At 48.0% G+C, this 14,277-nt stretch carries 12 protein-coding genes; 10 read left to right on the forward strand and 2 right to left on the reverse strand.

The genetic code is table 11. From position 1 onward, the window contains the following. Window positions 1-44: 44 nt before the first annotated feature. Window positions 45-2,906 (reverse strand): bifunctional [glutamate--ammonia ligase]-adenylyl-L-tyrosine phosphorylase/[glutamate--ammonia-ligase] adenylyltransferase, encoded by a 2,862-nt coding sequence (gene glnE, locus JFT56_RS15570; protein WP_198780925.1) that lies wholly within the window; start codon window positions 2,904-2,906, stop codon window positions 45-47. 238 nt (window positions 2,907-3,144) lie between these two features. Between glnE and JFT56_RS15575 the strand changes: the two genes are divergently transcribed. From JFT56_RS15575 to JFT56_RS15610, 8 genes are all read left to right on the forward strand, one after another. Beyond that, window positions 3,145-4,116 (forward strand): hypothetical protein, encoded by a 972-nt coding sequence (locus JFT56_RS15575; protein ID WP_198780926.1) that lies wholly within the window; start codon window positions 3,145-3,147, stop codon window positions 4,114-4,116. A gap of 13 nt (window positions 4,117-4,129) precedes the next feature. After that, window positions 4,130-5,029, forward strand: coding sequence for a DUF350 domain-containing protein (locus JFT56_RS15580; protein WP_198780927.1), 900 nt, complete (start codon window positions 4,130-4,132; stop codon window positions 5,027-5,029). 4 nt (window positions 5,030-5,033) lie between these two features. Continuing rightward, window positions 5,034-6,758, forward strand: a complete 1,725-nt coding sequence (locus JFT56_RS15585; RefSeq protein ID WP_198780928.1) for a polyamine aminopropyltransferase — start codon at window positions 5,034-5,036, stop codon at window positions 6,756-6,758. 78 nt (window positions 6,759-6,836) lie between these two features. Beyond that, window positions 6,837-7,250 carry a YjfI family protein gene (locus JFT56_RS15590; protein ID WP_007645549.1) on the forward strand — a complete coding sequence of 138 codons (414 nt, stop codon included), beginning with the start codon at window positions 6,837-6,839 and terminating at the stop codon, window positions 7,248-7,250. Between the two features lie 11 nt (window positions 7,251-7,261). Then, on the forward strand, window positions 7,262-7,951 hold the full coding sequence (locus JFT56_RS15595) for a PspA/IM30 family protein (protein WP_198780929.1): 690 nt from the start codon (window positions 7,262-7,264) through the stop codon (window positions 7,949-7,951). Between the two features lie 224 nt (window positions 7,952-8,175). Beyond that, window positions 8,176-8,829, forward strand: coding sequence for a hypothetical protein (locus tag JFT56_RS15600; RefSeq protein ID WP_198780930.1), 654 nt, complete (start codon window positions 8,176-8,178; stop codon window positions 8,827-8,829). A gap of 183 nt (window positions 8,830-9,012) precedes the next feature. Next, window positions 9,013-9,342 (forward strand): hypothetical protein, encoded by a 330-nt coding sequence (locus JFT56_RS15605; protein ID WP_007645538.1) that lies wholly within the window; start codon window positions 9,013-9,015, stop codon window positions 9,340-9,342. 145 nt (window positions 9,343-9,487) lie between these two features. Continuing rightward, window positions 9,488-10,312: an ion transporter gene (locus JFT56_RS15610; protein ID WP_198780931.1), complete on the forward strand. Its 825-nt coding sequence runs from the start codon at window positions 9,488-9,490 to the stop codon at window positions 10,310-10,312. A gap of 35 nt (window positions 10,313-10,347) precedes the next feature. On the opposite strand, the gene JFT56_RS15615 is transcribed toward JFT56_RS15610, so the two are convergent. Beyond that, entirely contained in the window at window positions 10,348-11,859 is a 1,512-nt protein-coding gene (locus tag JFT56_RS15615; RefSeq protein ID WP_198783604.1) for an inorganic triphosphatase, read from the reverse strand. A 231-nt stretch (window positions 11,860-12,090) separates the two neighbouring features. Here JFT56_RS15615 and JFT56_RS15620 point away from each other — a divergent pair, with 231 nt between their 5' ends. Then, window positions 12,091-12,771, forward strand: a complete 681-nt coding sequence (locus tag JFT56_RS15620; RefSeq protein WP_007645532.1) for a TIGR00153 family protein — start codon at window positions 12,091-12,093, stop codon at window positions 12,769-12,771. A gap of 25 nt (window positions 12,772-12,796) precedes the next feature. Further along, on the forward strand, window positions 12,797-14,086 hold the full coding sequence (locus tag JFT56_RS15625; RefSeq protein ID WP_198780932.1) for an inorganic phosphate transporter: 1,290 nt from the start codon (window positions 12,797-12,799) through the stop codon (window positions 14,084-14,086). Window positions 14,087-14,277: the final 191 nt, after the last annotated feature.

Raw genomic sequence — 14,277 nt, forward strand, 5'->3', positions numbered from 1 at the left:
GGCAACAATTTTGTCTCAAACGAGTTAGGGAGACAGGGGCGATACTAATCGAGCACAGTGCGATAAATGCTAAGCACCCGCTCGGCATGCTCCGCCACCTCAATATAAGGCAGTTGCCCCGATTTTTGCTGCAATGTAAGCCGATGATTTTCATCCCTTAACCAACAATAGCTTTGGGTTAAGTGCTGGGCGCTCATGATAGGTAAAAGCTCAAGCTCGGCCAATACCCCAAAAATGCGCACATTGTCGGACCAAATAGACAGCTCGGGATATTCATGGGCATTGGCCAGCACAAGATACTGGGCAATAAATTCGATATCGGCGATGCCCCCTGGGCTCTGTTTTAAATCAAATATCCCCTCACTGGCCTTAAGCAAGTGATCGCGCATCTTTTGGCGCATTTCACGCACCGCTTTTTTAAGCTCATCTTTATCCCGCGGTTTTTCCAGTACCGAGGCTCGGATACGGCTGAATTTCACCGCTAAGCTATTATCACCAAACACAAAGCGCGAACGCACTAAGGCTTGATGCTCCCAAGTCCAAGCTTCATCGGCTTGGTATTCACCAAAACGGGTGATTTCACTCACCATCAAACCCGACGCCCCCGACGGGCGCAATCGCATATCCACCTCATACAACTCGCCCGACGTAGTGCGAGTCGAAAATAAATGCAAAATGCGCTGCGCCAGTTTCAGATAAAAATGCCCGACCTCAATGGGCCTGTCGCCATTCGTCAGGCTGTTGGCCATACTGGCATGTGCCTCATACAGGAACACCAAATCCAGATCCGATCCATAGCCCAGTTCAATCCCCCCTAACTTGCCATAACCAATAACGGCAAAACCAGTATCATTGCCCTCAAGATAAGTGGGAACACCGTGACGCTGAGCGATCTGCTGCCATGCCTGCATCACCACTTGCTCGATAATGGCCTCGGCTAAAAAGGTTAAGTGATCGCTCACCTGCATCACAGGAAGAACCCCAGTCACATCGGCGGCGGCGATTTTAAGTTGTTGGGATAACTTAAATTGGCGCAGCGCTTCCATCTGCTGCTCCATATCATCCTCAGGCACCCGCAGCAGATACTGGCGCAGCTCGCTGGGGTAATCATCGAGTGAGGTCGTATCATATAAATGCGCAGGGTCGATAAGTTCATCGAGCAACATGGGAAACTTAGCCAGTTGGGCGGCAATCCAAGGGCTGGCGCAGCATAAACTCACCAACTGCTGGCGCGCACCGGGGTTTTCACACAGCAATTCAAGGTAAGTTGTGCGCGTTAAAATCTGCTCCAATACCTTAGACACGGGTTCAAAGGCCGCCGATGGACTCGGTTGATTAAGCAATTCTTCTAGCAATCTTGGCATTAACTTATCGAGGGTTTCTCGCCCACGGGGGCCGATGGAGCGTTTAGTCACAGTTTCACGCCAACGACTGAGTAAAGGCCATAACTGTGGATCTTCAATATGTTGCTCTGCGAGCAGGGCAATGGCATGGTCATCTTGCTGCACATTCCACAGCTGCGCCGTCCAATGCTCGGCTTTTTCTTCACCTTCTTCCCCGCCTACGGTCGCTTTAAAGTGGCGATGAATTTTCGCCATCGCGGCCTCAATATGGGTTCTAAGGTCGATTTCATTAGCCATATCGAGCACATAACACAATCGCGCCCAATCGAGCGGGTTATTCGGCAGTGTTTGAGTCTGTTTATCATCGATGGCTTGCAGTAGGTTTTCGACTCGGCGCAGCAGCAAATAGCTGTGTTTCAGCTCATCCACCGCCAGATATTCAAATTGCCCAAGACTATAGAGGGTGTCCATGGCGCCAAATAAACTCTGCTGGCGCAGGGCGGGTTCGCGGCCACCGCGAATTAACTGAAAACTCTGCACCACGAACTCGACCTCACGTATTCCCCCGGCACCGAGTTTTATATTGTCGGTCAGTTGGCGGCGACGCACTTCTTGGGCGATAAGTTGTTTCATTTTACGCAGGGATTCGATCGCCGAAAAATCGATATAGCGGCGATACACAAAGGGCCTGAGCATAGAATGCAATTCATCACTGAAGTGGGTCCAAGGCCCAAGGGCGCGGGCCTTGACCATGGCATAACGCTCCCAATCGCGTCCCTGTTCTTGGTAATAATCCTCAAGACCGCTAAAACTCACTACCAACGGACCACTCTCACCGTAGGGGCGCAGACGCATATCCACCCGAAAGACAAAGCCATCGACACTAATTTGATCGAGCAGATTAACTAACCTCTGCCCCATACGGATAAAAAACTGTTGATTATCAAGACTACGGCGGCCACCGACGGTTTCACCATGCTCTGGGAAGGTAAAAATCAAATCGATATCGGAGGAGAAATTAAGCTCGCGGCCACCTAACTTGCCCATGCCTAAAATCAGCAATGGCTGTGGTGTGCCGGCCTTATCCATTGGCGTGCCGTACTGAGTGCACATCTCTTTATAGAGCCAATCGCGGGCGCAGATCACTAAGGCTTCAGCGAGTGCCGACAGATCAAGTAAGGATTCTTCTAAACTGGCATAGTCTAAAAAATCACGCCAAGCCAAACGCACCATTTGATAATTACGAAAGCGTCGCAGCACAGCTTTTGCCATGTCTTCGGATGTGGCACTGGCAAGCTTGGCATGCAATTCAGTATCAAAGCTTTGGCGTTCAATCAGCTGCAAGTCACCGGCAAACAATGACCTTATCCATTCGGGGTGACGGCTCAACTGCGCCGCCACATAATCACTGAGCCCAAGCACAGTTTTTAACTCTTGCTGCTGGCTGGGCGTCAGTTGCGAGAGCCCTTCAGACCACACTTCCTCTAACCGCTGCCAATGGCGCTCGGCCGTTTGAGTGATCAGAGTAGACAATGACTTATTACTGTCTTTTTGCATGGTCATAATAATCCCTAACAAATTTAACTATCGACATATTATGTCGCAAATGATATAGAATGGCGTCACATCAGCTTTGATGAAACTTGCAGTGTCCTAATCGCAGGATGACAAAATACGAAAAAGACTTCCTTTCTTCCGTGGCATTTAAGGGTACTATAACCTGCACGGCAGGCATATTGGGTAAGTGGATTATTATTGTCTGCAAGTATTTGAGTTTTATTTCAACACTTTTGGAGAAAACATGGCAGGAATGCTAATGCGTGTTCTCGCATCGATACTCTGTTTAGCCGTCATGCTATCGCTCACGGGATGTGGCGATGATAGGCCGGCAAAAATCGAAAAGTATCAACAACTCACAGAGCAACGCCTCACCACATTGAGTACCATGCTTGATGATGGCCAACTACGTAACGCTAATCTATTAAAACAGTACAGCTCACTGTTAAAACAGCAAAAACCCGATTTTGCACCCCTTCTCGATGAATTAGCCAAGGATTCAGGCACCCAAGGGCCTATGTATTCCTCCCTAAAACGTCGTTTAGAAGAGTCTAAAAATCCAGCAAACTTTGCCGATTTGGATCAACAGTTAGCCGAAGCCGAGAACCTCTATCAGGCAGCCGACCCCAGTTTATACAACGATATGTTGTCCGATCCCGTGAACGTGGTCGCCGATATGTCCGAGGGTAAGCTGGCGCGGGTCAATGCGATTAGCCGCGAAGCCGCCGCACTCGCCAATGGTGCCGAAGATTTTGGCCCCGGCAGTCAATTGGTCGGCAATCCGTCCTATGGTAGCTGGCAAACTGACTCGAGCGGCATGTCGTTTTGGGCCTGGTATGGCATGTATTCGATGTTTTCAAACGCCTTCAGCCGCCCAATTTATTACGACAGATGGTCCGGCAATCGCGGGTATAGCTATTACAATGACGTTGGCCGCTATCGCTATACGTCGCCTAAGCAAGCCAATGCCCAGGCAAAAACCTTCGAGCAAACTAAAAAACGTTTCGACTCCCAGGGTAAACGCTTCGATAGCCCCTACGCTAAGCCGCGCACCGGAGCTTCGGCACTCTCCCGTGAAAGCACCAGTGCCCCCAAAGCCAATACCACCAGTGCCAGTAAAAGTTCGAGCAGCAAGTTTCGTTCAAACTATTCTAAAGACAGCAGCTTTCGCAATTCCAGCAATCGCACGACCCGCAGTGTGCGCCGGGGCAAGTAACTAAGGATTTCCAATGACACTATTTCAGGATTTCGGTATCACACCAGAGCTAGTCACCATACTGGCAATCGACCTCACTATTGCGGTTATCTTGCTGACATTAATGCGTTATTTGCAAGGCTGGAGCGTAAGAGTTAACAGCAGTAGAGAATTAGCCGAGCGGGATAACTTTGCCTTTGGCATCAGTACCGCCGGCGCCGTTGCCGCGCTCGGCATAGTACTTACTGGTGCAATTACTGGCGCCGCCGCGCCCTCGTATTTAACCGAAGCCATTGGTATGAGCGCCTACGGTTTATTCGGTTTAGTGCTGATTAAATTAGGCCGTTTCTTCCACGATAAAATTGCCTTAAACGAGTTCAATAAGAACGAGCAAATCATCAAAGGGAATGTGTCCGTCGCCATTGTCGATGCCAGCGTTGCTATAGCGACAGCCATAATCATCCGCTCCGTGCTGTTATGGGCGGAAGATTTAACCCTAGATACTTTTATCGCTATCTTCAGCGCCTTTGCGATTTCGCAGTTGATGTTAGTGCTACTGACTCGCTGGCGTGAAAATCGCTTCGCCAGTCGTAATCAAGACTCCTCAATGCAGCAGGCTTTAGTGCAGGGGCACACGGCTGTAGCTATACGCCACGCGGGTTATATGATTGCGATGGCACTCAGTTTCAATGCCGCCAGTCACTTTATCATTTATAACCCAACGGCCTATGTCACGAACGTGATCGGTTGGCTAGTGTTCTCAGTGATCATGTTATTCGTGCTGACCTTGCTGCTGTTTATGGTGAAAAAACTGGTACTCGCCAGCATCAATTTAGCCGACGAGGTCGAAAGACAACACAATATCGGTATCGCTGCGGTGGAAATGGCTATCAGTATCGCTATCGCGCTTATCCTCACGGCACTGATGGCGTAATCGAATGCAAGACAACAGCTTAACCCCCTTAGCGGCTAAACCTAGCCGCCTAGGTTGGTTCGATGATGCCCTATTACTGGGCATTATGGCCGTATTAGCAGGTTGCGGCCTGATTTACGAATATCTGTTATCCCACTATGCGGGCCGCATTTTAGGGGCGTTAGAAGCCGCCATCTACACTATGATCGGCTTGATGATAGTCTCCATGGGCTTAGGTGCCTTTGCCGCCCGTAAGATCCGTGATGCCTTTACTGGTTTTGTGATTTTAGAACTCACGGTCGCACTCTGTGGCTCATTGGCCATTCTTATCACCGCCGCCGTGATTGGTTTTGGCCAGCAGCTGCCCATGTTGATCGCCAGTACCTTAGGCTTACCACCGGATCAACTCCCCGAAGGCGGTGTGATTGGTCAACTACAGAAACTCAGCGAATATTTACCCTATGTATGGGGCGTATTACTGGGCCTGATAATTGGTATGGAAATCCCACTGATCGCAAGAGTTCGCCAGTCCCTTTCGGACGAACATTTGCTGCATAACGCTGGGACGATTTACGGCGCCGATTATATAGGTGCAGGCATAGGTGCCGCCATTTGGGTGGGCTTTATGCTCGCCATCGATATTCAACTCGCCGCGGCCTTAACCGCCAGTTTCAACCTGCTGGCGGGTTTTGTGTTTATCTGGCGCTTCTGGTCCAAAATCCACCGACCTAAGCTTCTATTAACCGGGCACTTTCTGGTCACAGGAGTCTTGTTGATACTCGCAACCCAGGGCCCGCAATGGGAGCAGCACTTCAATAATTTGCTCTATAAAGATAAAGTGATTTACAGTAAAGCGACTCGGTTTCAACAACTTACCTTTACTGAACGCCTGCGTGGGAACGGCCTGCCGCCCATTTATGCTTTATATATCAATGGCCGTCTGCAGTTTTCTAGTATTGATGAGCATATTTACCACGCGTTTCTGGTACACCCCACACTCGCGGCCAGTGCTCGCCATAACAAAGTATTGATTATTGGCGGCGGTGACGGACTGGGTCTCAAACAAGTGCTGCGCTGGCAGCCTGAGCAAGTTACCCTGCTCGATCTGGATGCGGCGCTGGTGCAACTGTTTAAAGCCCCCGATACCGATATGCCCGACAGATTGAGTCGCGCCATGTTGGCACTTAATGGCGATGCCTTTAACGATCCCCGCGTCACAGTGATCCATGATGATGCCTTTAATGGCGTCGATAAACTGATTGCCACGGGCGTGAAATACGATGCGATTATTGTGGACTTGCCCGATCCGAGTCACCCAGATCTGAATAAGCTCTACTCGGACTATTTTTACCGTAAATTACAGGAACTAATGAGCCATGATGGCGCTCTGACAGTACAGTCAACCTCGCCTTACCATGCTCAGATGGCATTTATATCGATAGCAAAAACCTTGGCATTAGCGGGATTTGACGTCAAACAGTACCATCATAATGTGCCCAGTTTCGGTGAATGGGGCTGGAGTATTGCAACATTAAGCGGCAAAGATGCCCAGCATAGGTTGGCCGAGCTTAAGGCTCTGCCTATAAAAGATGATTGGTTAACCTTAGGTTTGGTGAACGGAGCCTTTGAGTTTCCGGCCAACTTTTACCAAGGTGCCGCCAATATCAAACCTAATGAACTCGGATCGTTGCAGTTGTACCACTACCATCTACAGGCTTGGTCCGAAACCCAAGGACTGGAACTTTTTTAACGGATAAAGATAGTGCTTGACATATTATGTCTTAGTGCTATCTTTGAACACAGACATAATATGTCAATAAGGACAAATATGAATATCCATACCCTTGCCAATCACCTCAACAGTCTTGGCAACAACAGCCAAACAGGCTTTCAATTCGATTGTTATCCTATTGATGGCGAAGTCGAAGTATTGCAAGTGAATGTGGTTGGCCGTGAAGAAATCCCGGTATTCGTATCGGTGACGGATAACCAGATTCTCTGCATCAGTTACCTGTGGGGCGAGAACGAAGTAAACCAAGAACGTCGCAGTGAAATGTTTGAGACCATGCTAGAACTCAACATTCCAATGCCCCTGTCAGCCTTTGCGAAAATTGATGACAAATACGTGGTTTACGGCGCGCTATCACTGCAATCTAGCATGCTCGAAATCGAGCAAGAATTAGCAGTTTTATCCGATAACTGCTTAGAGGTTATCGATGAAATGGTCGACTATCTGAAATAAGGAGCCACAAAATGGGCATTCTGAATAAAATTTTGACAGCGTTTCGCGGTGGTGCCACCGAAGTTGGCCAAAGCATCGTTGACGCAAACTCAACCCGTATTTTCGAACAGGAAATCCGTGACGCCGAGAAACATTTAACCAACGCTAAGCGCGAGCTGACCGATGTGATGGCAAAAGAAATGCAAGCCAGCCGTGAAATCGATCGCTTGAAGCGTTCAATTGCCGAACACGAAGGGTATGCAACCCAAGCGCTCGATAAAGGTAACGAAGCCTTAGCTATTGAAGTGGCTGAAAAAATTGCCGAGCTTGATCAGCAATTAGCCGAGCAGCAAAGCGCCAACGACAGCTTCAGTGCCCATGCACTGCGTCTGAAGGATTTAGTGAAGAAAACCGAGCGTCAACTGTCTGATTATCAGCGTCAGTTGAGCATGGTGAAAACCACTGAGAGCGTGCAAAAAGCCACGGCAACCATTACCGACTCTTTCGCTTCTAGCAACTCTAAGCTGCTGAATGCTAAAGATTCATTAGAACGTATCAAGGCTCGTCAACAACAGTTTGATGACAGATTAAAAGCCGCTGAAACCTTAGCCGAAGAAAACAGTGATAAGTCACTGCAAGCTAAATTAGCCGAAGCGGGAATTGGCGAGCAAAAGTCTAATGCTAATGCCGTGCTTGACCGTATCAAAGCACGTAAAAGCTAAGTAATACATGAGCAAATGCCGGGCTTCAATGGGATCATCACCCCCCTATTGAGCTCGGCATTTTTTTGCTTTATTCGCAATTGGATCTTAGCCCGTGATATTTTGCAGCCTATGGCTAACTATGTCGTTATGACTAATTATGCCGTTATGGCTAACTATGCCGTTATGGCGAGCTAGGCCGTATTGGATTTTGCCGCACACGGGCGCCGTCATTAGGAGTGAATATGGGATTTTTCAACAGTATTTTTGGCAAAAAAGCGCCCCCACAGCGCGAGCTCAATCACCCATCAGCGCTCAATGTGGGGGATATGATCTCCATCGATAACAGCTTTGCTTTGCCCGCACAATTACGCGGCCAACAGCTTAAGGTCGAAGCCGTCAACACCTATGAGTTTGAACGCCGTCAGCAGGCAGAATGGGTGCTCAAGGGCCATGGCAGTGACACCATTTATTTAAGCATTGAAGAGGACGATGAAACCTACCTCGCCTTCTCCTTAAAGATTTCTCGCTCCCAGGTGGAACAGATTTTCGATTTGGAGCAATTTAGTACTCTGTTTGATGAGCCAGGCCATGCCGCACTACTGACCCAGGAATTACCCGCAGATATCGCGAGTCAACTGGAGCAATGGCTTGGGAAACAGTACCACCAAGTGACTTTTGCCGCCTTTGGTTACTTTCACCGTGAAGATTACCGCAATCTTAAGCCGCCCCAAGATGCCAATGGTGCCACGGGTGAACCCTTTGAATATTATCTCTTACTCGATGATGACGAGAGCCGCGCGCTGGAAGTTGAAGTCTACGAAGGTGGCGATACCGATGTTGTATTAACCCTGTATAGACCAATCACAGACATTAGAGACTACTGGCCTGGTAAGTAGTGGTTAGAATAAGATAAAGTGCGAGGCTCGCACTTTATCGCTAAGCGAAATACAATCGCCAAAGACGCCAAAGACGCCAAAGACGCCAAAGATCATCGCGAATACAGTTCCTAAATACAATCTCAGTGTGTAGTCTCGCTATAGTTAGTGATATAAATGGTTGATAGCAATAGGTAATACGTAATGAGCAAAACGAAAAACCCACTTCCAGAACAATGGTTGAAGAATCAACAGGCCGCCAAGGCGACGCAAGTGGCATTCGATCTCGATGAAAAATTTCAATACTCTATCCGTAAAGCGGCACTGGATGCGGGTGTGAGCCCTTCGGATCAAATCCGTACCATTTTAGGCCTCAGCGTATCAAAACGCCCGACTCGTCCACGCTTAACCGTATCCCTCAATGCCGAAGACTATGTACAACTCGCCGAAAAATATGGCCTTAGTGCCGATGCGCAATTGGAAATTAAGCGCCGAGTTCTAGATGATTTAGTGCACTTCGTCGATAAAAAATGAGCGAGGGCAGTGTCTGGCTATGGTCATTATGTAGTGCAGTTAATACCCAAGTGATAGCCCATCATTTATCACAAAGTTAATTTACTCATAGGGTAAAGTCTTTTACCTTAGCGACTTACCGCACAACACAGGGATCATGTTAAGCATGACTGATAAAACCCCTTGGTCACTCCGTACGCTCGGTGGCCCTTCTCCCTTCGAGCTAGCTATGATGTTGTTATCATTGCTATCTGTGGTCATAGTGCTGGTTATGACCTTTGGTCGCCTCGATGGTGAAACCTATCGGTTACTGTTTTTTATTGATACGACCATTTGCTTGATTTTCATGGCTAATTTTTTTATTGGCCTGTTTCGAGCCCGGGATAAAACCTATTATCTGCGCCATCATTGGATTGATTTTATTGCCAGTATTCCGGCAATTGAAGCCCTACGTATCGCCCGAGTATTCCAAATCCTCAGGGTTATCCGGCTGATCCGCATGAGCCGTTCCCTACTCTTACCTCTAATAAAACAGCGTAAACAAACCACCTTAGCTAGCCTATTGGTCGCCATGGTGACTATCCTCACCTTTGCCTCAATCATTATTTTACTCGTCGAAAGCGGCACCGAAGGCGCGAATATTCAAACCGCCGAACAAGCCATTTGGTGGGCCTTAGTCACTATTTCGACCGTAGGTTATGGGGATTATTACCCGGTCAGCACCGCAGGCCATATCGTCGGCGGCATAGTTATCGTGAGTGGCGTCAGCTTCTTCGGGGTGATTTCAGGTTATATGGCATCGGTATTTGTCGCGCCCGATGAAACCGAGAGACAGGAACGCCAAGACGCCCATAAGGCCGAAATCAAGTCAGAGTTAGAAGTCGCGCTAGCGAGGATGGAGGAGAGTCAAAAACAAATGGAGCAAAATCAAGCACAAATGCTGGCTAAAATTGCCGAACTAAAACAGGCATTAGAAGATAAAAAACACTAGAGCCCACTCCTTGGGCCCTATTCGTCACAATTAAACTACCAATAGACCGTTTGCTGCAGCGCATTTTGTCTGGAGGATTCCAAGGCGAAGAGTAAGCTTTGCTGTTTGTCCTCAAGCCATTCACTTAAATCCATTCCCAATTGCTGGGCCGTCCCGTTTAAGGTGTGATAACAGGCTAAGGTTTTGATCCCAAGTACTATGTCCTGCCAAGGGGCACGAAAAGCGTCACGGGATTTAGCCTCATATAACGCGCCATAGGCTTGCCCCACTTGAATGCTTTCATCCAATAGCCTTGCACACCCTAGGTAATCATCGCCCCCCAGAATTTTATCTAAAGGCATAGCATCGAGAACAGCCTGCCATGAGGCTTGCTGAGCCCTATCGGCATGTTGCTGTAACCCCAGCTCACCATTTAAGGGAATATTGCCCGCACTGATATTGAGTAGAATGTCGACAATCGCCAATTGCAATTGACCATACTCCACTTGTCGCCAAAGAGAAGGTAACTGCTCGCTGAGCTTAAGTTCATCCAACTGAGCACGCAGTTGCAGTGCTAATGTGCGACTTTCAGTGAGTCTATTCACTAAAGCCTTTTGACTACCAAGCAAAGCCGTAAGCGATTGAGCCTTTTCAATAAAATCTAACTGAGGTTCGATATCCATAAACCGCTGCGCCAAGGTAGCATCGAGCAAATCAAACTGGGTTAAGGTCATCCGCAGTAAACGGATACAGGCCCGCATCCGCCACCAAAGGGCGATGCACGCTTCGTTATCAACCTCCTCCGTAATCATGCCCTCAAGCAGTTGCCAACGCTCGAGCGCGGTTTCGAGTAGCACCTGACAGGTGGTCGTGAGTTCTTGCTGATAGGGTTGGTGTAGATTCATATCCACTGGCGTTGGCAGCGGTAGAAATTCGAGCGCGCTAAGCGCTAAGGGCTTTTGTTTACCCGCAAGTCGATAGCCGCGCTGCGCCTTACTGGCTTTACCTAAACGCACGGGAACGGCATTCGCCACCTGCAGCGCTAGGGTTAACAGTGCTTGAGTGTCACCACTGAGTAATTCAAATTCTAACTCGCATAGGGCTTCATGCTGTCCATTCGCGGTGATCTCCCCAACATCCAATGCGACTTCGATCACACTTTTGTCAATTTCAACATGCCAAGTACGGCGATAAAAATCGGTGTGAAAAACACAACTCAACTGAGCTTGGACGGCGGCAATATCTGCAGCCGCTGGCCAAATTGTGGCTGGGAATAGGCTTAAATCTGGGCTATCCGCTTGAATGGTTACATTATATTCAGGCCGGGAATGGATCCCCCCGACCACTTGTCCTGCGGTTTTTATGGTCTGTTCTTTATGCTCATCGTAACCCCGCACCCGCAATCCCATGTCCCAGCGACGTAACTGGAGGTCGGGTGTATCAAAATAACCATTTGCTAAACGACGTTTGCCTTGAGGTACGGAGCTATCGAGGCTATCTAACTTATTTATCAAGGATTCTTGGTATTGTGGCAGGAAAAACAGCTTTAATTCAATCTCAGCATTCATTGCACGATCGCTCACTTTGTCATCAAACATTCACCCATGTGTCATCTTTAATTCATAATGTCACAAATGTGTCATAAAAATCCCTTAGGATTTGGTTTTGAAGTTGGTATAGAACCCGTTAGAATATAGCTGTGATTTTTTCTCAAAAAACACAGTTTCAATACGCGGACGCATAGGTTAACATGCGCCCGCTTTTTCCAATCATGGAACAATCTAAATAGGTAAACGGCAATGCCAGTAAACTCTATTTTGGGCGTGTTTGCAAAATCGCCAATTAAGCCTCTTCAAGAGCACATGGACAAGGTCTACGATTGCGCATCGTTACTGGTCCCCTTTTTTGAAGCCACTATCACAGGCAACTGGGATAATGCAGTTCAACTACGTAAGCAAATCAGTTTAGCCGAAAAGCAAGGTGATTCACTCAAACGTGAAATTCGTCTCACTCTGCCAAGCGGTTTGTTTATGCCGGTAGAACGTACTGATTTATTGGAACTATTAACTCAACAAGATAAAATCGCTAATAAAGCAAAAGACATCTCTGGTCGTGTTATCGGCCGTCAATTGCTTATCCCTCAGGTCATGCAAGTGCCTTTTATTGCCTATCTACAACGCTGTATTGATGCGGTAGGTCTGGCACAACAAGTCATTAACGAGCTAGAAGATCTATTAGAAACGGGTTTCCGCGGTCGTGAAGTCGACCTAGTGGCCAAAATGATCAACGAGCTCGATATCATCGAAGAAGATACTGACGATTTACAAATTCAGTTACGCCGTCAGCTGTTCGCCCTGGAATCAGAATTGAATCCTGTCGATGTGATGTTCCTCTATAAAACGATTGAATGGGTCGGTGGTCTTGCGGACCTCGCCGAACGCGTCGGGTCACGTCTTGAGCTTATGCTGGCTCGCGTTTAATAAATAAGGTTATCAAGGTATCAATATGGTTGATGCAGGTATTGAGGTGGCTAACGTCTTAGTCACCAACGGCCCGTGGCTTATTGCCGTTGCGGCCGCATTTGGTTTTCTCATGGCGTGGGGTATTGGCGCGAATGACGTCGCCAATGCGATGGGAACCTCTGTAGGTTCAAATGCAATCACAATTAAACAAGCGATTATTATCGCTATGATTTTTGAATTTGCAGGCGCTTATTTAGCGGGTGGCGAAGTCACCAGTACAATCCGTAACGGGATTATTGATCCTAGCTATTTCACCGAAACACCAGAATTACTGGTTTACGGTATGATTGGCTCACTGTTAGCCGCAGGGATTTGGTTAGTCGTAGCATCGGCCTTAGGCTGGCCTGTGTCTACCACCCACTCTATTGTGGGCGCGATCATCGGCTTCGCCGCTGTGGGCGTGGGTAGTGAATCTGTTTCATGGGATAAAGTCGGCGGCATCGTTGGCTCTTGGATTATTACCCCTGCCATTTCGGGTTTTATTGCCTTTACCATATTCCAGAGTACACAAAAGTTAATCTTCAATACCGATGATCCATTGAGCAATGCTAAACGCTATGTGCCTTTCTACATGGCATTTGCGGGCTTTATCATGGCATTAGTCACGATTTTGAAGGGCTTAAGCCATGTCGGTATCAGTATTAAAGGTGTTGATGCTTATATGCTCGCGGGTGTGGTCGCATTAGCCGTAGGCATTTTCGGCAGAATCGCCATTTCGCGTTTGAAAATGAGTGAAAAAGCCAATCGCCAAACTATGTTCGCCAACGTAGAAAAAGTGTTTGCGATCCTCATGGTCGTCACCGCCTGTTGTATGGCTTTCGCCCACGGTTCAAACGACGTGGCTAACGCCATTGGTCCTTTAGCTGCTGTGGTTTCAGTAGTAAACAGCGGCGGTGAGATTGCCTCTAAGTCTCCGTTAGTGTGGTGGATTTTACCCTTAGGCGCCGTAGGTATCGTCATGGGTCTGGCGATTTTCGGTAAGCGCGTGATGCAAACCATTGGTAAAAACATTACTCACTTAACCCCGAGTCGTGGCTTTGCGGCTGAGTTAGCGGCGGCTTCTACTGTGGTTATCGCCTCTGGTACAGGTTTACCTATCTCTACGACTCAAACCTTAGTAGGTGCGGTATTAGGTGTGGGTATGGCCCGTGGTATCGCGGCGATTAACATCGGCGTAGTACGTAATATCGTGGTCTCTTGGGTGGTCACCTTACCTGCGGGTGCGGGTTTATCCATCATCTTCTTCTTTATGATTAAAGGCATCTTTAACTAAGAAGAATGAGAACTTCTATGGCACGTTCGCCATAGAAATGCATGACAATACAGGAATAGCAGGCATGGATGCGGCAAAGTTGAGGGAAGTCTAGGACTTCCCTCTTGCATTACAGGCCTCAAATCCCTAGCATGTGGTCACTATTTCGTTGATGAGAATACAAAAGTGTTAAGACTCCTGACTCTGGTGGG

The sequence above is a fragment of the Shewanella putrefaciens genome (genome assembly GCF_016406305.1).
In the GTDB taxonomy this organism is placed as follows: domain Bacteria; phylum Pseudomonadota; class Gammaproteobacteria; order Enterobacterales; family Shewanellaceae; genus Shewanella; species Shewanella putrefaciens_C.